Raw genomic sequence first — 18,768 nt, forward strand, 5'->3', positions numbered from 1 at the left:
GCCCCCGCGGGGGCGACGGTCAGCGCCGGGCGATGACGTGGAGCTGGGCAGCGAGGGGGAGGTATTCGGGGCGGGTGGCCACGGCCTGCTCGAGCTCGAGCAGCGCCGCGGTCGCGCCCGGCTCGAGATCGAGGAGGCTGCCCGGGACGAGGTCGGCGAAGACGCGGACGGCGTGCACGCTCTCGGGACGCAGGCCCGCGGTGGCGAGCAGCTCGACGACCTCGTCGTGGGTGAAGCGGTGCCCACCGCGTCCGGGCTGTCCCGCCGACGACCCGCCGTCGTCGAGCAGCTCACGGGCGGCCTGGAAGTGCCCGGCCATGGCGCGCGCCACCACGGCGGCGTGACGCTGCGCCACCAGGAGGCTGAGGTGCCCGCCGGGGCGCAGCACCCCGGCGATCGAGGCCACCGACGCGGCGGCGTCGTCGACCATCTCCAGCACGCCGTGGCACAGGACGAGGTCGGCGAGGTCGGCCTCGTCGACGAGGTGCGGCAGGTCGGACAGGTCGCCCTGCTGCCCGGTGACGCGGTCGGCCACCCCACGCTCGCGGGCGCGTCGGTCGAGCGCGGCCAGCGCGTCGGGGCTGGGGTCGATGACCCGGACGGCGTGGCCGAGCTCGGCCAGGGGCACGGCGAAGCCGCCGGTGCCGCCGCCGACGTCGACGATGCGGGCGGGCCGACCCTCCGCGTCACCACGGTGCTCCAGGAGCCGGCGTACGCCGTCCCAGGCCACGCCGCTGCGGACGGACTGGCGGCGCTCACTGGCGGACGGGCTGGCGGACGGCTGGGCCATGGGCGCCACCCTAGTGGCTCGTCGACCGAGCCCCGCGGGCGCACGCGGGCGCGCCCGGATCGTCCGGACGGGAGGACGCGCGAGTCGGAGGTCACCTCTCTCCCCGCCTCAGGCGACGCTCGCGTGCGGGACCAGGCCGAGCGTCTGCTCGACCACGGCCAGGAAGCGGTCGGCGTCGCGCACCAGGTCGTCGGCCTCCCGCTCGCTCACGGCACGGGTCGAGCCCGCCTCGGCGGCGGCCCGCTTGGCCGCACCCGCGGCGAAGAAGGTCGCCCACTCGGAGAGCTCGGGGGCGACCTCGGCCAGCAGCACCCAGGCGTTCTTCTGCCGGCGCCCCCGCGGCGCGGGCCGGGCGCGGGCGGCAAGCAGTGCGGCCGCCGCGCAGAGGGCCGCGACGTGGGCGCAGGCGTAGCGCGTGGGCACGTCGCGAGCCGTGATCGCGTCGCGCAGCGACGTGGCGGAGCGCTGGAGGTAGGAGTGGGCGGTGGCCGGCAGCAGGTGCGGGCCCGGCTGCGCCAGTGGGTGGCGGCGGGCGCTCGCAGCGGCGGCACTCATGCCCGCTCCTCGGTCCGGGCGACCGGCGAGCCGCGGGAGTCGTCCGTCACCCCGCTCCGCACCTCGACAGGGTCGTGGTCCTGACTCATCGTGCCTCCTCCGCACCTCGGTCGACCCCGGGCCGACCCGGGTGGAGGTGGGGGTCGAGGTCACGCCCACCCGGGTCGCATCGAACAGATGTTCGAACACCGCCACGGTACTACCTGCCACCGACAGCCCGTCAAGGCCGGGCGAGGGATGGGCCGGGCGAGGAATGGGCCGGGGCGGGCCGGGGCGGGCCGCCCCGCTCAGTCGCCGCGCAGGAAGGCGGTCGTCTCGCGGCGCCACAGGAAGAACGACAGCACCAGGCCCTCGACGATCACCAGCGCCGAGAGCACGACGAACACCGCCGGGAGGCGGGCGTCGAGACAGACCACCCCGACCAGGACGCCGATGCCCGCGGTGCCCGTGAGCACGGGCCGGGTCCAGCCGTGGCCGCCGACGAAGAGGGACCCGAGCACGAGGACGAGGGCGGCGAAGCCGACGAACGCGACGATCGACAGGGCGACGAAGCCCGGCACGATCGGGCTCTCGCGGAGCAGCTCGATGCCACCCTGGGCCAGGAGCCCCTGCGCCGACGGGTTGCCCTCGGCCCATCCGAGGATCACGTCGTCGCGCATCAGCCGGATCAGGAGCGTGATCAGGCCCGCCGTGGCGACGATCAGCACGAGCACGCGCAGGCTGTTGACCACGGATCGCGGCAGGTCGCGCGCCATCGGATCTCCCCTGGGGCTCGTCGTCGGGTCGCTAGGCTCGCGCCATGTCGACGGAGCACGCATCGATCACCTCGTTCCGAGATGACCTCCACCGGCGCGGCGGCACCGGTGACGTGGTCATCCTGCCCGACAGCGCCCACACCGCGGCTCTCGCCGCGGCGGCACTCGGCTGCGAGGTCGGCGCGATCGCCAACAGCCTGCTCTTCGACGCCGACGGCGAGCCGGTCCTCGTCCTCACCTCGGGCGCACACCGGGTCGACACCGCCGCGGTGGCCGAGCGCATCGGTGTCGCGCGCCTCCGGCGGGCCGACCCCGACTTCGTCCGGCTCCACACCGACCAGGTGATCGGCGGCGTCTCCCCGCTCGGCCACCCGGCCCCGATCCGCACGTGGATCGACCCGTGGCTGCGACGCCACGACGTCGTGTGGGCGGCGGCCGGCCACCCGGCCGCGGTGTTCTCCACGTCCTTCGACGAGCTGGTGGCGATGACGGGCGCCGTCGAGGTCGAGGTCGACTGAGGTGCCGGCCTGATGGACGCCTTGGCACTGACGTTCTCGAGCGGGTGGGCGAGCGGCATCAACGCCTACCTCGTGGTCCTGGTGCTGGGCGTCGCCGACCGGCTCGGCTCCTTCGCCGACATCCCCGACGCGCTGGGCCGGTGGGACGTGCTGGCCGCGGCGGGCTTCATGTACGCGATGGAGTTCGTCGCCGACAAGATCCCCTACATCGACTCGACGTGGGACGCGATCTCCACGGCCGTGCGCCCCACCGCGGGGGCGGTCATCGGCGTGCTGCTCGCCGGGGACGCCTCCTCCCTCGACCAGGCCGTGCTCGGCGTGGTCGGCGGGGGCACGGCCCTGCTCAGCCACCTCGCCAAGGCGGGCGGGCGGCTGGCGCTCAACTCCTCCCCCGAGCCCGCCACCAACGTGCTGGCCAGCATCACCGAGGACGCCGCGGTGCTGGGCGTGGTCTGGTTCTCCCTCGAGCACCCGCAGGCGGCCGCCGCGATCGCCGGCGTCCTGCTGCTCCTCGGCCTGGTGATGCTGCTGCTCGTCGGGCGACTGGTCCGCCGTGGCTGGCGCCGGTGGCGCGCGAGGGAGCCCGTCCACCGGGTCGCCTAGGGTTCCCCCCGTGGCACGCGTGGTGGTGGTCGGCGGCGGGTTCGGCGGCATGGCCGCCGCGGCCCGGCTGGCCAAGCTCGGCCACGAGGTCACTCTGCTCGAGAGGTCCGAGCGGCTCGGCGGCGCGCTCACGACGGTGGAGCACGACGACTTCGCCTGGGACGCGGGACCGACCAGCACCCTGCTGCCCGCCGTCGTGCGCGACCTGTTCCGCAAGTCCGGTCGGCCGCTCGACTCCAGCCGCTCGACGTGGTGCGCGAGCACCGTTTCGCGGACGGCTCGTCGCTGGTCCTGCCGGGCGGGTCGCGCGCGGCCCAGCTCGCAGCGTTCGACGAGCTCGGCGCCGGCCTGGGACAGCAGTGGGTCGATCACGTCGCGTCCTACGGCGAGCCGTGGGAGCTGCTGCGCAAGGAGTGGTACGAACGCCCCTTCGACGCCGACGTCGCCCCGAGCGAGCTGCTCAGGCTGCTGGAGCGGCGGGAGTCGCTGCACCGGCGGCTGCGCCGCACGCTCGGCGACGAGCGGCTGCGGCTGGTCGCCGGGCACCGGGTCGTCATGGACGGGCACGACCCGCGCGACGCGCCGGTGATCGCCGGCGTCGACGTCTACCTCGAGCAGCGCTTCGGCGCCTGGACCGTGCCGGGCGGGCTCGCCGCCCTGGGCACGGCGATGGCCGACCGGCTCGCCCTGCGGCGGGTCACGGTGCTCACCGGCACCCCCGCCGCAGACCTGGTGGTGCGCGCCGACCACGTGGTCGCGGTGCGGACCGCTGACGGCGACGAGCTCGACGCCGACGTCGTCGTCGTCGCCGTCGACCCGCGTCGCCTGCCCGCGCTCGCGAGCCACGTCCGCCGCACGAGAGCGGCCTGCCCGCCGGCGGTGTGCCACGTGGCCCTCGAGGGCGACCTGCCCGACCTGACGCACGAGGTGGTGCTGCACGGCGACCCGCTGCTCGTGGTGCGCACGGGCGGCCGGGCGCCCGACGGTGCCGCTGCGTGGACGGTGCTGGCGCGCGGGCGCCTCGGCGAGGACCTGCTCACGGCGCTGGCCCGCCGCGGCCTCGACGTGCGCCGCCAGGTCGTCGCCCGGATCGACCGCACGCCCCGCGACCTCGTCGAGGCGTGGGGCGGGTCCCCGCACGGCGTGCTCTGGAAGGGACCACGCTCCGCTCGCACGCGACTCGGTCCCCGCACGCCGATCGAGGGCGTGCTCACCGCGGGCGCGCACGCCACGACGGGGTCGGGCCTGCCGTTCGCGGGCCTCAGCGCCGCCCTGGTCGCCGAGATGGTGGGTCGGGCCGAGCTCAGACGGTGATCTGCAGGTTGGCGAAGATCTCGCGCGTCGCCCTGGACCGGTTGAGGGTGTAGAAGTGCAGTCCCGGCGCGCCCGCGTCGAGCAGCGTCTCGCAGAGCTCGGTCGCGATCGCGATGCCCTCCGCGCGCAGCCGCGCCGGGTCGTCGGCGTGGGGCGTGAGCCGCGCGGTGACCTCGGCGGGGAGCTGACGGCGAGACAGCTCGACCATCCGCTCCATCGACCGGAGGCCGAGGATCGGCATGATGCCGGGGATGATCGGGAGGTCGGCCCCGACTGCCCACGCGCGCTCGACGAGCGCGACGTAGTCGGAGGCGCGCAGCACCATCTCGGTCACCGCGAACTCGGCCCCTGCGTCCTGCTTGGCCTTCAGCACGCGCGCGTCGTGGTCGAGGTCGGACGCGTCGACGTGCCCCTCGGGGAACGCCGCGACGCCGATGCGCATGTCGGCGCGCTCGCGGATGAGGGCGACCAGCTCGTTGGCGTAGGTGAGTCCGCCGTCGGTCGGGGTCCACGGGGCGCCGGGGCCGCCCGGGGGGTCGCCGCGCAGGGCCATGACGTGGTGCACGCCCGCGGCACCGAGGTCGTCGAGGATCGCGTGGAGCTCGTCGGTCGTGTGGCCCACGCAGGTGAGGTGCGCGACCGGGAGCAGGCCGGTCTCGCGGGCGATGCGCGCGGTGATCGCGACCGTGCGGTCCCGCGTGGTGCCGCCCGCGCCGTAGGTCACCGAGACGAACGTCGGGCGGTAGGGCTCCAGGTCGGTGATCGCCTGCCAGAGCTGCTCCTCGCCCGCCTCGTCCTTGGGTGGGAAGAACTCGAAGGAGAACGACCGCTCACCGCGCGCGAGGAGCTCGCGCATGCTCAGGCCGGGTGCGGAGGTCATGGCAACCAGCCTACGGAGCACAGCCGTGACCCCTCGTATCGTCCCACTGATTAGGCTGCACCGCGTGACCACCTGGGACCCCGCCGACTTCCGCGACCAGGTCCAGGAGGTGCTCGACGAGTTCCTCGCCGCCCGCGAGGCCGAGCTGGTCCCGCTCGGGCCCGATGCCGGCCGGCTGGTCGCCGAGGCACGGACGGCGGTGCGTGGCGGCAAGCGGTTCCGCGCGGCGTTCTGCCACTGGGGGCACCGCGCGATCCGCCCGGAGGTGGCCGACGAGGCCGCCCTCGCCCGCGCCTGCGCCTCCCTCGAGGTGCTGCACGCGAGCGCCCTCGTGCACGACGACCTCATGGACGCCTCCGACACGCGGCGCGGCCGCCCGGCGACCCACCGCGCGTTCGAGGCCGAGCACCGCGCCGCCGCGTGGCGCGGCGACCCGGAGCAGTACGGCGCGGCCGCAGCGATCCTGCTCGGCGACCTGCTGCTCGGCTGGGCCGGCGACATGCTGCGCGGCAGCGGGTTCGCGCCCGAGGAGGTGGCCCCCGGGCTGGCGCTCTTCGAGCGGTGCCGCAACGAGGTCATCGCCGGGCAGTTCCTCGACGTGTCGGTGCAGGCGCGCGGGCGCGCAGACGTCGACACCGCCATGACCGTGCTGCGCTACAAGTCGGCCAAGTACTCCATCGAGCGCCCCATCCACATCGGCGCCGCGCTCGCCGGCGCCACCCCCCGACAGCTCGACCAGCTCGGCCGCTTCGGGCTCCCGGTCGGCGAGGCGTTCCAGCTGCGCGACGACCTGCTCGGCGTCTTCGGTGACCCCGACGAGACGGGCAAGCCGGCCGGCGACGACCTGGTCGAGGGCAAGCGCACGGTCCTGGTCGCGCTCGCCCTCGACGCCGCCCCGCGTGCCGCCGCCGAGCGGCTCGACGCCGCGCTCGGGACTCCGCTCAGCGACGCCGACGTCGACGAGCTCCGCGGGATCATCGAGGAGTCCGGAGCCCGCGCCCAGGTGGAGGCCGTGATCGGTCAGCTCGCCGACCACGCGGTCGAGGCGCTGCGATCCGCCGACATCGATCCGCACGCGTGCGACGTCCTCGTCGAGCTGGCGGCCTCCGCCACCCAGCGCACGGTCTGACCCACGCTCCCCGCCCGGCTCGGGCCGACGGCGGGGCCCGGCGGCCTCAGTCCAGGCTGGTCACGCCCGGCAGCACCGGTCCCTCGCCGCGCAGCAGCACCACGAACGGCACGCCCCGATCGGCCTCGACACGCGAGCCCAGGACGCTGAGCGCGACGCTGAACGCCCTCTCGTCCGTCCGGGCCAGGGTCGCCCAGCCGTCCCACAGCAGCACGACGCCGTCGCGGTGCTCGCCGATGTCGTGCAGGCAGTCGGCGAGGGCGTCGAAGTTCTGGCCGTAGTGGTCGGGGAAGTCGAGGGCCTCCCCCACGGCGGCCAGGAAGGCGGGCTTGGTGTCGGCGCCGGTCCAGCCGTCGACGTAGCCGAAGCCCCACCCGGCGTGCTCCACTGCGTGGCGCACCTCCTCGACCTCGAACGCCGCGTGCCACCGGTGGATGCCGGGTGGCTCGCGTCCGGCCAGCACGGCCGCGAGCCCGCTCATCGACGTGCTCGCGTCGCTGCGTCGCTCACGTCTACCTCCGGATGCGCGAGAAGGAGCTGTAGTGGTCGCCGGTCCAGTAGAGCTCGCCGTCCTCGCCCGCCACGATGCGGCGGGCGCCACGGTGGTCGACGCCCGGCGTGGGCACCGTGTACTCACGGTAGTGGCCCGTCGGCCGGTCGGGCAGCAGCTCCTCGCGGTTGCCGAAGGTGGTGCCGTCGTGCTCGGGCTCGGGGAACGGTCCGCCCGCGTCGATCAGCTCCACCGTGCGTGCGGCCTCGGGCGGCAGGTCGGCGAGCCGGACGACCGGCAGGGCGCCGGACGTACCCCCGCTCGGCTCACTGGTCGGCTCACTCGTCGGTGTGGTCGTCGCGGTGAAGTCGTGGGTCGGGGACGACGAGGCCGACGGCGAGGGCGCGGACGGCTCGCCGGGCTGCCCGGTCCCGCCCTTCCAGCCGCCGCCGGCCAGCCACGCGACCAGCAGCGCGGCCGCGAGGAGCAGGAGCAGCCAGCGGTAGCGCTGCCTGCCGGTCGGGCCGGCAGGCGCCATCAGTACTCCAGCACCTGCGCCCGGCGCTTGACCTCGCTGCCGCGGTTCTCGCGCAGCGCGTCGATCGGGCGGCCCGGGAGGTCGTCGTCGGTGAAGAGCCACGCGATGCACTCGCGGTCGTCGAAGCGGTGGTCGTGCAGCAGCGTGAGCAGGCCGGGAAGACCCTTGACCACGACCCCGTCCTGGATGAAGGCCGCCGGCACCCGGGGGCCGGTGCCCGGCTCGGACACCGCGGCGGCCAGCTCGTGGTCACGGATCATCGTGCGCACCTTGCCCGGTGTGACACCGAGCAGCTTCGCGGCCTGGTCCCAGTCGAGCCACTCCGGGACGAGGGCGGCGAGGTCACGGTCGGCGAGGGGGACGTCACTCATGCGGGCAGCCTAGGTGAGAGGGGTCGCGGCCCGGCAGTCGCGGGCCCGGTGGAGTTGTCGCCGCGGCCACCGGTCCGTAGCGTGTCGCGGATGCGCCCACTCCGATCAGTCCTCGCGGCGAGCCTCGTGGGCCTGCTGGCCCTGACGCTCTCCCCGGCGGTCTCCCCCGCGTCCGCCGACCACTACGACGGTGCCCCGGGCCCGGTCCACGCCGGCAACACCTTCGGCTGGTACCAGCACGGTGTCTTCCGGCAGGAGTTCATCGGCCCGAAGCCGGGGTTCTGGAAGAAGAAGGGGCGCGGCGTCGTCCGCACCCAGAACGGCATGCTCACGCTCATGAGCACCACCCGCGGCAGCGTGTCCGCGACGCTGGACCTCAAGGGGAACACCTACGGGCGGTGGGAGATCCGCATGCGGGCGCGCACCATGTCGAAGGTCAAGGGCGGCAAGCCCTTCAAGGTCGTCACCGAGCTGGTGCCCGCCGGCACCCGCGACCAGCGCTGCGGCGGTCGCGACATCGCGCTGGAGAACTTCACCCTCGGCACCAACACCGTGAAGTCCTACGTGCACACGCTGCCCGACAACTCCTTCCGCGGCTTCCTCGGTCGCCACCTGCGCAACGACCGGTGGCACACCTACGCCGTGGAGGTCGCCGAGGACCACGTCTCGTGGTTCGTCGACGCCCACGTGATCCACACCGAGCGCCGCGCCGAGGCGCTCGACCCGGTGCCGCGGCAGCTGAAGTTCGAGCTCCGCGCGCAGGACGGCAAGACGATGGATCCGGCGCGGATGCAGATGGACTGGATGCGCTACTGGACGATGCGTGCGCCCAACGAGAAGTCGATCAAGGCCCCGCAGCTCGAGCTCAGCACGTTCCACGGAGCCTGCTGACGCCACGCCGGGGCCGCGCCTGAGCGTGGGCCGAGCCCCGGCTTCCGTACGATGGGCGCGCCGGTCCCTTCCCCGACCGGTGATGGAGGTCGACCGTGGAGCCACCCGAGCACGCCCGCGCGACAGCGCCCGGCGCTGCTGGCGACCCCCTGGTCGGACGCCTGCTGGACGGCCGCTACCGCATCATCGCCCGGGTGGCGCGCGGCGGCATGGCCAGTGTCTACGAGGCCACCGACCTGCGGCTCGACCGCACGGTCGCCGTCAAGGTGATGCACCCCGGGCTCGGCGACGACCAGGAGTTCGCGCAGCGGTTCGTCCGCGAGGCGCGCGCCGCGGCCCGGCTCAACCACCCGCACGTCGTGGGCGTCTACGACCAGGGCGACGACACCTCGGACGGCACCGACACGATCTTCCTGGTGATGGAGTACGTGCCCGGCCACACGCTGCGCGACGTGATCCGCAAGGAGGCCCCGATGCCTCCCGCTCGGGCCGTGGCGCTGATCGAGCCGGTCGTCTCGGCGCTCGCCGCCGCCCACCGCGCCGGCCTGATCCACCGCGACGTGAAGCCGGAGAACGTGCTCATCGCCGACGAGGCGCACGGCGGCGGGGTGAAGGTCGCCGACTTCGGCCTGGCCAAGGCGGTCAGTGCCGACACCCAGCACACCGCCACCGGGGGCGTGCTGATCGGCACCGTGTCCTACCTCGCGCCGGAGCTCGTCGTCGACGGCCGGGCCGACGCCCGAGCCGACGTCTACGCGGTGGGGGTCGTGCTCTACGAGCTGCTCACCGGGACGAAGCCCCACGAGGGTGAGTCGCCCATCCAGGTCGCCTACCGGCACGTGCACCACGACGTCCCGATGCCGTCGCTGGTGCAGCCCGGCATCCCCGACTACGTCGACGCCCTGGTGGCCCGCGCCACGTCTCGCGACCGGGACCACCGTCCCGCCGACGCCACGGTCCTGCTGCACCACCTGCACCGCGTGGAGCAGGCACTGCGCGAGGGCCTCGACTCCGACACCGAGCTCGCCGCCGACCTGCTCCCCCGCCGTCCCAGCGCAGCGCCCGACGAGCCCGCCGTCAGCACCGACACGACACCGGAGCCCTTCGACGCCCGCGCGCTCGCGCTGCTCACCGAGGTCGACCCGCGCGACTCCGGGCTCGTCGACGACGGCACCCCGGATCGCACCACGGCACTGGAGCGGCACCCGGCGGCACCCGGCGGTCCGTCCCGACCGGCCCACCCGGCCGGGGCGGCCGTCCCGGCCGGCGCGCCCGGCCCGACGGCCGCCCCCGCCACCGTGGCCATGAGCACGATGAGCCCTGCGAGCTCCAGGAGCGCGGCGCCGGCGACAGGCGCCGCCGCGCACCCCGCGCCGCGCGACGGCGCACGCCCGGTCCCCGGGCGCGGGCCGAGCCGGCCGGTGCCGGTCACCACCACCGCCCGCCGACGGTCCGTGAAGGGACCCGTCGTCCTGCTGCTGGCCGTCCTGCTCGTCGCGGGCGTCGCGGGCGGGGCGTGGTGGTTCGGCTGGGAGCGCTACACCACGACGCCCGGAGTCCTGGGCCTCGACGAGCCCGCCGCGACCGCCGAGCTCGAGGACGCCGGCCTCGCGGCCGAGGCCGGCGAGCCGGCGTACTCCGAGAACGTCGCCCCCGGACTGGTGATCGCCACCGACCCCGGCCCGGGCGGCAAGGTCCTCGACGGCGGCACCGTGACCCTCGTCCTGTCCCTCGGCCCCGAGCGCTACGACGTCCCCGACCTCACCGGGCAGACCGAGGACCAGGCCCAGGACTCCCTCGCCGCGACCAACCTCGCGTTCGGGTCGAGCAAGGGGCGCTGGAGCGAGACCGTGCCCGAGGGCCAGGTCATCCGCACCGCCCCGAAGGCCGGCACCACCCTCAAGCCCGGCGCCCCGGTCGACCTCGTCCTCAGCCGCGGTCGCAAGCCGATCGAGGTCAAGGACTGGACCGGCCGCTCCTTCGCCGACGCCCGCTCGGCGCTGGAGAAGCGCCGGCTCGCCGTCGACGTGAGCGCGGAGGAGTACAGCGACACCGTCCCCGAGGGCGACGTCATCTCCCAGGACCCGACGACCGGCACCCTCCACCGCGGCGACACCGTCTCGTTCGTCGTCTCGCTCGGCCCCGAGCTGGTCGAGGTGCCCCAGGTGCGGCGGATGGGCGTCGAGGCCGCCACCGAGCTGCTCGAGGGACTCGGGTTCGAGGTCGAGACCGAGCAGGCCGACATCCACCTCGGGCTCGGCTACGTCTCCGACTCCGACCCCGGTGCGGGCGAGAAGGTCCCGAAGGGCTCGACGATCACCCTGTTCCTCGTCTGAGGCCACCTCTCGTCGGTCGTCCACGCCTGAGGGCGGCGCCGGCGGCTCGGTGCGGCTGGCCTAGCATTTTCGGGTGAGCGCCGAGCAGACCCGTCGTACGTCCCTGCTGGCGGCGGCCGCGCTCCTCGCGCTCGCGGCGTGCTGGGGCTCGACGTTCTTCATGATCAAGGACCTGCTCGAGCGGGTGCCCACCCTCGACTTCCTCGCGGTGCGCTTCGGCATCGCCGCGCTCGTGCTGCTGGCGGTCGCACCCAAGGCGCTCGGGCGGCTGTCCCCGGTCGTACGCCGCCACGCCGTGGTGCTCGGGCTGCTCTACGGCGTCGCCCAGATCCTTCAGACGGCCGGGCTGGCGCACACGCCCGCCAGCATCAGCGGCTTCGTCACCGGGCTCTACGTCGTGTGCACCCCACTGCTCGCCGCCGCCATCCTGCGCACCCGGATCCCGCCGGTGACGTGGGCGGCCGTGGCGCTCGCCACCGTGGGTCTGGGGGTGCTGGCGCTCAACGGCCTCAGCATCGGCTACGGCGAGCTGATCACGCTGGCGTCGGCCGTGCTCTACGCACTGCACATCGTGGGCCTCGGCGCCTGGTCGACCGCGCAGGACGCGGTCGGCATGACGATCCTGCAGATCGTGGTCATCGCGGTGGTGTGCACGCTCGCGACGGCCCACGACGGGATCGTGCTCCCCGACCGGGCCGGGGACTGGTGGGCGGTGGTCTACATGGCCGTGGTGGTCGGCGCGCTCGGCCTCCTGGGCCAGACCTGGGCGCAGGCGCACCTGCCTCCCACGCGCAGCGCGATCATCATGAGCATGGAGCCGGTGTTCGCCTCGCTCTTCGCCGTCTGGCTCGGCGGCGAGGACGTCACGACCCGCCTGCTGCTCGGCGGCGGGATGGTCCTGGTGGCGATGCTGACCGTCGAGCTCGCCCCGCGCCGCGCCGTCGAGGGTGAGGTGCCGCACATCGCCGTGTGAGCCGGGTCCGGTCGTCCGGACTCGGCCCCGAGGTGGGCGCGGCCGCCTATCGTTGGACCGTGGACACGTGCGTGGCGTGCGGCGCCGAGCTGGGGGTGGGGCGGTTCTGCCTCAACTGCGGGCACCGCATCGGCGCGCCCGCGCCGACTCGCCCCGCGCCGACTCCCCCCGCGCCGACAGGCGTCCCCCGGCCCGCCGCTTCCGCCCCCGACGTCGCGGTGGCCCCTGCCGCGCCGGCGCGCGGCACCTCGACGGGCTCCCCCGACACTGCCGACCCCTACACCGCCGACCCCGACACCGCCGACCGGGTCGCCGATCGTCCCGACGCCGCGCCCGTCCAGCCACCCGTCCAGCCACCCGTCCAGGCTGCGGACCCGACCCCGGTGCCCCCGACGACCCCTCCCGTCGACCCGGCCGAGCGCTCATTCGGCCCCGAGCCGGAGCGGCCGGCGTGGGACCCCGGCGAGGACCTGCTGCCCTACGAGGAGGTCGACGACCTCGACAGCGACCTGCCGGTGCGGGGCAAGGCGTGGATCGGGTGGGTCGTCGGCGCCCTGCTGCTGGTGGGTCTGGCCTTCCTGCTCCTCCAGGTCCTCGGCACCGACGGCGACGACGCCGCGGGCGACCGGGCGACGAGCAGCGCCTCGGCCGACCCCTCCGCGCCCGGCGCGGGCGGAGGCGACAGCGACGACGAGGGCGAGGAGCCCGCCAAGGCGCGCAACCTCGCCCGGGGTGCCACCTTCGAGGTCCCCGGCACCGCGCCCCCGACGACCGACCTCGACGGCAACCTCGTCGCCTACGAGGCCGACCAGATGGGCGACGGCAAGCCGGGCACGGCGTGGCGCACGGCCGGCGACGCGACAGGTCAGTCCATCACGATCACCCTGCCCGAGCCGGCCGTCGTCACCCGCGTGGGGCTCATCAACGGCTACGCCAAGACCGTGGCGGGCGTCGACTGGTATCCCAACAACCGGCGCACGGTCGCGGTCCGGTGGGGCTTCGACGACGGCTCTTCGGTCGAGCAGGTGCTGGCCGAGCGACCGGGGATGCAGTGGCGCGACGTGCCCCCGGTGGAGACCTCGACGCTCACCCTCACGCTCGTCGACGTGACGTCGCCCGGCCCGGGCAGCCTCGGGCGCGACTACACCGCGATCAGCGAGGTCGGCATCAGGGGGCGGCCAGCCGGCTGAGCACCGCGGCCGCACGCTCGGCGTCCTCGCGCGAGATGTCGAGGTGGGTCACCAGCCGCACCGCGCGCGGTCCCACGGCCGCGATGCGCACGCCCTCCGCGGCCGCTCGCTCGACGAACGACACGGCGTCGGGCCGCTCGACGACCACGATGTTGGTGTCCACGGCCGCGGGGTCGAGCCCGAGCGCCTCGCCCAGCAGGCGGGCGTGCGCGTGGTCCTCGGCCAGGCGCTCGACGTGGTGGTCGAGGGCGTACGCACCTGCCGCGGCCAGCACGCCGACCTGGCGCATCCCGCCGCCCATGCGCTTGCGGCGCACCCGCGCCGTCGCGATCGCGTCGGCCGAGCCCACCATGAGCGAGCCGATGGGCGCCCCGAGGCCCTTGGACAGGCACACCGCGAGCACGTCGGCGATGCGCCCGTAGTCGGCGAGCGGCGTCCCGGTCGCCACGTGCGCGTTCCACACCCGCGCGCCGTCGAGGTGGACCTTCGTCCCGGTCTCGTCCGCCCACGCACGCAGCGCGCGCAGGTCGTCGATCGGCAGCACCGTGCCGCCGGCGAAGTTGTGGGTGTTCTCCACCGACACGGCCGCGGTGCGCACGAAGAACGGGCCCATGTCGGGGGCGTACATCGTCTCGATCGCGGCGAGGTCGACCTGTCCGCGCGGGTGGGTCCAGGTGCGCATCGTGAGGCCGGTGATCGCCCCGTGCGCGCCGAGCTCGGCCCGCGCGATGTGGGCCGACGACTCGCACAGCACCTCCTCGCCCGGGGCCACGACGCTCGCCACGGCCAGCACGTTGGCCATCGAGCCGGTGGGCGTGAACATCGCCGCCTCGTGCCCGAACGTGGACGCGACCCGCTCCTCGAGCGCCGCGACCGTCGGGTCCTCGCCGTAGACGTCGTCGCCCACCTCGGCGCGGGCCATCGCCGCGCGCATCGCGTCGGACGGGCGGGTCAGGGTGTCGGAGCGCAGGTCGATCACGCGCCGAACCTACCCCCCTCCGCCCCACTGCCCGGAGACGAGTGCCCCGCCCGTGGAGCCGTCAGGCCTTGCGGAGCATCTCCGCGACGAGGAACGCGAGCTCGAGGGACTGGACCCGGTTGAGCCGCGGGTCGCAGACCGACTCGTAGCGGTGGGACAGGCCCACCTCGTCGATCTCCTCGCCGCCGCCGACGCACTCGGTGACGTCGTCGCCGGTGAGCTCGACGTGGACGCCGCCGGGCCAGGTGCCGAGGCTGCGGTGGACGTCGAAGAAGCCCTGCACCTCCTCGATGACGTCGTCGAAGCGACGGGTCTTGTAGCCGGAGGAGGCCTCGAAGGTGTTGCCGTGCATGGGGTCGCAGACCCACGCGACGTTGAGGCCCTCGGCGCTGACCTTCTCCACCAGGGCGGGCAGGCCCTCGCGGATCCTGCCGGCGCCGAAGCGGGTGATGAACGTCAGCCGGCCGGGCGTGTTGTCCGGGTTGAGCCGCGCGGCGTAGGCCAGGGCGTCGTCGGGCGTCGTGGTCGGACCGAGCTTGATGCCGATGGGGTTCTTGATCCTCGAGAGCAGCTCGACGTGCGGCCCGTCGAGCTGGCGGGTGCGCTCACCGATCCACACGAAGTGCGCCGAGACGTTGTAGGGCAGGTCGGTGCGCGAGTCGATGCGGGTGAGGGCCTGCTCGTACTCCAGCAGCAGCGCCTCGTGGCTGGAGTGGAAGTCGACGCGGTGGAACTCGTCGGGGTCGGCGCCGATCGCCTGCATGAAGGTCAGCGCCCGCTCGATCTCGTCGGCCACCGCCTCGTAGCGCCGGCCGAACGGCGAGCTCTGCACGAAGTCGGTGTTCCAGGTGTGCACCTGGCGCAGGTCGGCGTAGCCACCGGTCACGAACGCGCGGACCAGGTTGAGCGTCGCTGCCGAGGAGTTGTAGACCTCGACCAGGCGCTGCGGGTCGGGGATGCGGGCCTCGGGGGTGAAGTCGTAGCCGTTGACGGCGTCGCCACGGTAGGCCGGCAGCGTCACGTCGCCGCGGGTCTCCTCGTCGGAGCTGCGGGGCTTGGCGTACTGCCCGGCGAGCCGGCCGAGCTTCACGACCGGCACCGAGGCGGCGTAGGTCAGCACGACCGCCATCTGCAGCAGCACCCGCAGCTTGTTGCGGACGTTGTCGGCGGTGACGCCGGCGAAGGTCTCCGCGCAGTCGCCGCCCTGGAGCAGGAACGCCTCGCCGCGGGAGACCGCGGCGATCTTGTCGGTGAGGTCGTCGCACTCACCCGCGAAGACCAGCGGCGGCGCGGTCCTCAGTCGGGCCACGGCCGCGTCGACCGCCCCGGCGTCGGGGTAGGTCGGCTGCTGGCGGGGCCCGAGCGCGTGCAGCTGCTCGAGGGTGGGGATGGCGCTCACGCGACAAGGGTACGGCGACGCCGCCTCCCTGCCCGAACCGTGACCGAACCCTGAACGGGTGACCCACGGCACGGACGTCACCGGGCGGGGCTCAGCCCCGCGGGACCAGCACGCCCTCGGCGTCGTCGACGCGCACGCCCCCCGCGCGGGTGCGGCTCGCCACCAGGGTGCCGGTGACGATCGAGCGAGGGGGGTAGGAGATCTGCGCCGGCGCTCCCTGGCGCGAGGTGGTCCAGAGCCGGGAGTCGAAGCCGACCGTGCCGCGGAACTGGCGGTTCTCGAGGACGAGCCGCTCGGCCGTGGCCTGCCCCACCACGTAGGACGCCTCGCCGCGGTAGAACAGGGAGCCGTGCGACACCTCGAGGACGCCGTCGCGCTGGCGGACAGTCTGGTCGTGCACCTCACCACTGAGGTAGACGTCGACTCCCCCGTCGACCATCGTGCGCCACAGGTCGGACGAGCGGCCCTTCTCGTAGACCAGGTGGGTGGAGTTGCGCACCCGCACCGCACCGGGCATCGGCGTGTGGGCCTGCACCATCACCCACGGCACGTCGTCGCGCTCGGCGCGCCGGAGCACCCCGGCCAGCCAGCGGAGCTGGGCGGGGTCGACCGACACGTGCACGTCGCCGCCGCGGCGCTCGAAGACGTCGAGGCTCACCAGGAGCACGTCGCGGTCGAGCCGCACGGCGTAGGCGGTGTGCCGCGCCGGTCCGCGCGGGGGACGGTCGGCGAACCGGGGCAGTCCGTCGCTCCCGCTCAGCGCGTGCTGGGCGAAGATCCGCTTGAACTCGGGGAGGTGGCGGCGCTTGAAGTCGACCCACGGGTCGCCCCGCCGGGCCCGCCAGGGGTCGTCGCCGATCTCGTGGTCGCCGACCGCCGGGTAGGTGGTCAGACCGCGGTCGGCGAAGCGCTCGAACCACGCCGGGTAGTAGACGTCGGCCGCCCGGCGCCACGCGCGCAGCCGCTGGGCGTCGGTGTGGACCGGGCCGAACACGCCGGTCCGGGAGTCGTCGCGCCCCCAGCGGCCCTCGACGAGGTCGCCGGCGACCAGGACGTCGTCGGCACCCTGGTCGGCCATCTCGTCGATGACCCGGCCGAGGGCGGTCTCGTAGGCCTCGTTGGTCGAGTTGGCCACCTCGCCCGTGGCGGCGACGACGTGCTCGCGACGACCGCCGGCGGTGAGGTCGGCGACGTCCTGGTTGAGGAAGTCGGGTGCCGAGACGAACCGGTAGGCCCCGGCCAGGTCGGGGGCCGAGGGCACCGGCGGGCGGTCCCGCGGCCCACGGGCACGGAGGGCGGGGTCGGACGCAGCGTCGGCGTCACCGGCGCGACCGGCGGACGCCGGCGGCACGCTCGGCCCGGGGTAGTCGGAGCCCGGCGCCGCGCTGGCCGACGAGCCGGACGGGGTGGCCGTGGAGCAGCCGAGTGCACCGGCGACGAGCACCGCCAGCAGGGGCCCGAGAGGTCGTCGCATCACCCGGACAACCGTAGAGGTCGCGACCGACGTCCGCGCGAGGACCCGCGGACGTCGTCGGTGCCGACTCACTCGTCGAGGTGGTCGATGTCGCGGAACCCGGTCTTCTTGGCCCGCACGCCGCGGTTGGTCATCCAGGTCAGGGCCCACAGCACCACGCCGATGGCGAGGAGCCCGGCGGCGATCTTGTACTGCACCATGTCGGCCTCCAGCCGCGCCCACGGCCCGAGGAGGTAGCCGCAGCAGAGGGCGCCGACGACGGGCAGGAACGACGGCGCGCGGAACGCGTCGTCCGGCGTGGGGTCGCGTCGGAGCACCAGGCAGGCGATGTTGACGATGGTGAACACCGCCAGCAGCAGGAGCGCCGTGGTGCCCGAGAGCGCCCCGACGACCGAGGACTCCGAGTCGAGGGTGACGACGGTGATCAGGCCGAGCGCCAGGAGCGTGGTGAAGAGGATCGCCGTCCACGGGGAGCGGCGACCGGCCAGCACCTTGCCGAGCGAGCGCGGGAGCACGTCCTGGCGCGCCATGCCGTAGATGAGCCGGCTCGCCATCAGCATGTTGATGAGGGCGGTGTTGGCGACCGCGAAGACGGTGAGGAACGGGAAGACGGTGTCGATCGGCAGGTCGGGGGCGCCGATCTTCACGACGTCGAGCAGGATGCCCGCCTCGGCGTTGGTCGGCTCGAGGATCTGCCCCGACGGGATGACCGCCACCACCGAGATGGCGACGAGCATGTAGATCACGACGGCGATGCCCAGGCCGGTGAGCATGGTGCGCGGGAAGATCCGGAGCGGGTCGCGGGTCTCCTCCACCATGTTGACGGAGTCCTCGAAGCCCACCATCGAGAAGAAGGCGATCGCCGTGGCGATGGTGACGGCCATGAACAGGCCCTTGTCGTCGGGGCTCTCGAAGACCGTGATCCGTCCGAGGTCGCCTTCGCCGCGGCCGATCACCCAGACCCCGAGGCCGATGACGATGGCGAGGGCCGTCATCTCCACGATCGTGAGGATCACGTTGAACTTCACGCTCTCCCCGACGCCGCGGAGGTTGATCGCGGCCAGCACCACCATGAAGACGAGCGCCGTCACGAGGGTGGTGCCGGTGCTCGGGTCGTCGTTGCCGAAGCCGATGAGCAGGTTGGCGGCCAGGAGGTTGGAGGACGTCGACGCGCTCGTGACGCCCGAGCACACCACCGTGAAGGCCACCAGGAAGGTGATGAAGTGGATGCCGAAGGCCTTGTGCGTGTAGAGCGCGGCGCCCGCGGCCTGCGGATACTTGGTGACCAGCTCGAGATAGCTGAACGCCGTCACGGTCGCGACCGCGAAGGCGACCAGGAACGGCAGCCACGCGACGCCGCCGACCTGACCGGCCAGCTTGCCCGTCACGGCGTACACCCCGGCGCCGAGGATGTCGCCGACGATGAACAGGAGCAGCAGCTTCGGGCCGAGCACCCGCTTGAGCTCGGTGGTCTCCGATCCGTTGACGTCCTGCTCCGCGGCTTCTGTCGCGCTCATCCGAGGCTCCCATCGTCGGCCCGTGCCCCCGCACGGCATTCCCCTCACAATGGCCCTGCCGCGGGG

Annotated in this window: 19 protein-coding genes and 1 pseudogene; 9 read left to right on the top strand and 11 right to left on the bottom strand. The window is 74.1% G+C overall.

The window, feature by feature from the left end:
• Positions 1-19: 19 nt before the first annotated feature.
• The 3 genes from AC54T2_RS17860 to AC54T2_RS17870 form a co-directional block, all read right to left on the bottom strand.
• Complete coding sequence (locus tag AC54T2_RS17860; RefSeq protein ID WP_496666850.1) at positions 20-790, bottom strand: class I SAM-dependent methyltransferase; 771 nt, start codon at positions 788-790, stop codon at positions 20-22.
• Between the two features lie 108 nt (positions 791-898).
• Positions 899-1,345: an SAV_6107 family HEPN domain-containing protein gene (locus AC54T2_RS17865; RefSeq protein WP_186341054.1), complete on the bottom strand. Its 447-nt coding sequence runs from the start codon at positions 1,343-1,345 to the stop codon at positions 899-901.
• A gap of 287 nt (positions 1,346-1,632) precedes the next feature.
• Positions 1,633-2,100: a hypothetical protein gene (locus AC54T2_RS17870; RefSeq protein WP_186341053.1), complete on the bottom strand. Its 468-nt coding sequence runs from the start codon at positions 2,098-2,100 to the stop codon at positions 1,633-1,635.
• A 44-nt stretch (positions 2,101-2,144) separates the two neighbouring features.
• Here AC54T2_RS17870 and AC54T2_RS17875 point away from each other — a divergent pair, with 44 nt between their 5' ends.
• From AC54T2_RS17875 to AC54T2_RS17890, 4 genes and pseudogenes are all read left to right on the top strand, one after another.
• A complete protein-coding gene (locus AC54T2_RS17875) occupies positions 2,145-2,618 on the top strand; it encodes a YbaK/EbsC family protein (protein WP_496666851.1) in 474 nt (157 codons plus the stop codon).
• Between the two features lie 12 nt (positions 2,619-2,630).
• Positions 2,631-3,221, top strand: a complete 591-nt coding sequence (locus AC54T2_RS17880; RefSeq protein ID WP_186341051.1) for a DUF4126 domain-containing protein — start codon at positions 2,631-2,633, stop codon at positions 3,219-3,221.
• A gap of 49 nt (positions 3,222-3,270) precedes the next feature.
• A pseudogene (locus tag AC54T2_RS17885) lies at positions 3,271-3,375 on the top strand (NAD(P)-binding protein); the annotation flags it as partial.
• A gap of 98 nt (positions 3,376-3,473) precedes the next feature.
• Positions 3,474-4,535, top strand: a complete 1,062-nt coding sequence (locus tag AC54T2_RS17890) for a phytoene desaturase family protein (RefSeq protein ID WP_496666852.1) — start codon at positions 3,474-3,476, stop codon at positions 4,533-4,535.
• Here AC54T2_RS17890 and metF read toward each other — a convergent pair.
• Positions 4,525-5,415 carry a methylenetetrahydrofolate reductase [NAD(P)H] gene (metF, locus tag AC54T2_RS17895; RefSeq protein ID WP_186341049.1) on the bottom strand — a complete coding sequence of 297 codons (891 nt, stop codon included), beginning with the start codon at positions 5,413-5,415 and terminating at the stop codon, positions 4,525-4,527. The two genes, AC54T2_RS17890 and metF, sit on opposite strands and share 11 nt — an antisense overlap.
• 64 nt (positions 5,416-5,479) lie before the next feature.
• On the opposite strand from metF, the gene AC54T2_RS17900 reads away from it, so the two are divergent.
• A complete protein-coding gene (locus AC54T2_RS17900) occupies positions 5,480-6,544 on the top strand; it encodes a polyprenyl synthetase family protein (RefSeq protein ID WP_496666853.1) in 1,065 nt (354 codons plus the stop codon).
• 46 nt (positions 6,545-6,590) lie between these two features.
• Here AC54T2_RS17900 and AC54T2_RS17905 read toward each other — a convergent pair whose 3' ends face one another.
• The 3 genes from AC54T2_RS17905 to AC54T2_RS17915 are packed head-to-tail and all read right to left on the bottom strand — an operon-like array spanning position 6,591 to position 7,943.
• A complete protein-coding gene (locus AC54T2_RS17905; RefSeq protein ID WP_186341047.1) occupies positions 6,591-7,025 on the bottom strand; it encodes a barstar family protein in 435 nt (144 codons plus the stop codon).
• Positions 7,026-7,056: 31 nt separating this feature from the next.
• Entirely contained in the window at positions 7,057-7,572 is a 516-nt protein-coding gene (locus AC54T2_RS17910) for a guanyl-specific ribonuclease (RefSeq protein ID WP_186341046.1), read from the bottom strand.
• Positions 7,572-7,943, bottom strand: a complete 372-nt coding sequence (locus AC54T2_RS17915; protein WP_186341045.1) for an Rv2175c family DNA-binding protein — start codon at positions 7,941-7,943, stop codon at positions 7,572-7,574. The genes AC54T2_RS17910 and AC54T2_RS17915 overlap by 1 nt, the downstream gene beginning before the upstream one ends.
• A 90-nt stretch (positions 7,944-8,033) precedes the next feature.
• On the opposite strand from AC54T2_RS17915, the gene AC54T2_RS17920 reads away from it, so the two are divergent.
• The 4 genes from AC54T2_RS17920 (at position 8,034) to AC54T2_RS17935 (ending at position 13,333) form a co-directional block, all read left to right on the top strand.
• Complete coding sequence (locus AC54T2_RS17920; RefSeq protein ID WP_186341044.1) at positions 8,034-8,834, top strand: glycoside hydrolase family 16 protein; 801 nt, start codon at positions 8,034-8,036, stop codon at positions 8,832-8,834.
• A 95-nt stretch (positions 8,835-8,929) separates the two neighbouring features.
• The gene (locus tag AC54T2_RS17925) at positions 8,930-11,170 is read left to right on the top strand and encodes a Stk1 family PASTA domain-containing Ser/Thr kinase (protein ID WP_496666854.1); all 2,241 of its coding nucleotides are present in this window, start codon (positions 8,930-8,932) and stop codon (positions 11,168-11,170) included.
• A 73-nt stretch (positions 11,171-11,243) separates the two neighbouring features.
• The gene (locus AC54T2_RS17930; RefSeq protein ID WP_496666855.1) at positions 11,244-12,143 is read left to right on the top strand and encodes a DMT family transporter; all 900 of its coding nucleotides are present in this window, start codon (positions 11,244-11,246) and stop codon (positions 12,141-12,143) included.
• A gap of 59 nt (positions 12,144-12,202) precedes the next feature.
• Positions 12,203-13,333, top strand: a complete 1,131-nt coding sequence (locus tag AC54T2_RS17935; RefSeq protein WP_496666856.1) for an NADase-type glycan-binding domain-containing protein — start codon at positions 12,203-12,205, stop codon at positions 13,331-13,333.
• Here the strand turns inward: AC54T2_RS17935 and AC54T2_RS17940 are convergent.
• The 4 genes from AC54T2_RS17940 to AC54T2_RS17955 all read right to left on the bottom strand — a co-directional run bounded on the left by AC54T2_RS17940 (position 13,311) and on the right by AC54T2_RS17955 (position 18,702).
• The gene (locus tag AC54T2_RS17940; protein WP_186341042.1) at positions 13,311-14,312 is read right to left on the bottom strand and encodes a threonine aldolase family protein; all 1,002 of its coding nucleotides are present in this window, start codon (positions 14,310-14,312) and stop codon (positions 13,311-13,313) included. The two genes, AC54T2_RS17935 and AC54T2_RS17940, sit on opposite strands and share 23 nt — an antisense overlap.
• A gap of 61 nt (positions 14,313-14,373) precedes the next feature.
• Positions 14,374-15,711: a class II 3-deoxy-7-phosphoheptulonate synthase gene (locus AC54T2_RS17945; RefSeq protein ID WP_186341041.1), complete on the bottom strand. Its 1,338-nt coding sequence runs from the start codon at positions 15,709-15,711 to the stop codon at positions 14,374-14,376.
• A 91-nt stretch (positions 15,712-15,802) separates the two neighbouring features.
• Positions 15,803-17,188: a metallophosphoesterase family protein gene (locus tag AC54T2_RS17950; RefSeq protein ID WP_496666857.1), complete on the bottom strand. Its 1,386-nt coding sequence runs from the start codon at positions 17,186-17,188 to the stop codon at positions 15,803-15,805.
• Between the two features lie 65 nt (positions 17,189-17,253).
• On the bottom strand, positions 17,254-18,702 hold the full coding sequence (locus tag AC54T2_RS17955; protein WP_186341039.1) for an APC family permease: 1,449 nt from the start codon (positions 18,700-18,702) through the stop codon (positions 17,254-17,256).
• Positions 18,703-18,768: the final 66 nt, after the last annotated feature.

The organism is Nocardioides sp. Z35_8, from assembly GCF_059621125.1.

Excerpts from the sequence above, each read along its gene's own strand:
- AC54T2_RS17860 (WP_496666850.1), bottom strand. The coding sequence starts at position 790 with ATGGCCCAGCCGTCCGCCAGCCCGTCCGCCAGTGAGCGCCGCCAGTCC.
- AC54T2_RS17920 (WP_186341044.1), top strand. The coding sequence starts at position 8,034 with ATGCGCCCACTCCGATCAGTCCTCGCGGCGAGCCTCGTGGGCCTGCTG.
- AC54T2_RS17875 (WP_496666851.1), top strand. The coding sequence starts at position 2,145 with ATGTCGACGGAGCACGCATCGATCACCTCGTTCCGAGATGACCTCCAC.
- AC54T2_RS17905 (WP_186341047.1), bottom strand. The coding sequence starts at position 7,025 with ATGAGCGGGCTCGCGGCCGTGCTGGCCGGACGCGAGCCACCCGGCATC.
- AC54T2_RS17915 (WP_186341045.1), bottom strand. The coding sequence starts at position 7,943 with ATGAGTGACGTCCCCCTCGCCGACCGTGACCTCGCCGCCCTCGTCCCG.
- AC54T2_RS17910 (WP_186341046.1), bottom strand. The coding sequence starts at position 7,572 with ATGGCGCCTGCCGGCCCGACCGGCAGGCAGCGCTACCGCTGGCTGCTC.
- AC54T2_RS17955 (WP_186341039.1), bottom strand. The coding sequence starts at position 18,702 with ATGAGCGCGACAGAAGCCGCGGAGCAGGACGTCAACGGATCGGAGACC.
- AC54T2_RS17870 (WP_186341053.1), bottom strand. The coding sequence starts at position 2,100 with ATGGCGCGCGACCTGCCGCGATCCGTGGTCAACAGCCTGCGCGTGCTC.
- metF (WP_186341049.1), bottom strand. The coding sequence starts at position 5,415 with ATGACCTCCGCACCCGGCCTGAGCATGCGCGAGCTCCTCGCGCGCGGT.
- AC54T2_RS17865 (WP_186341054.1), bottom strand. The coding sequence starts at position 1,345 with ATGAGTGCCGCCGCTGCGAGCGCCCGCCGCCACCCACTGGCGCAGCCG.
- AC54T2_RS17880 (WP_186341051.1), top strand. The coding sequence starts at position 2,631 with ATGGACGCCTTGGCACTGACGTTCTCGAGCGGGTGGGCGAGCGGCATC.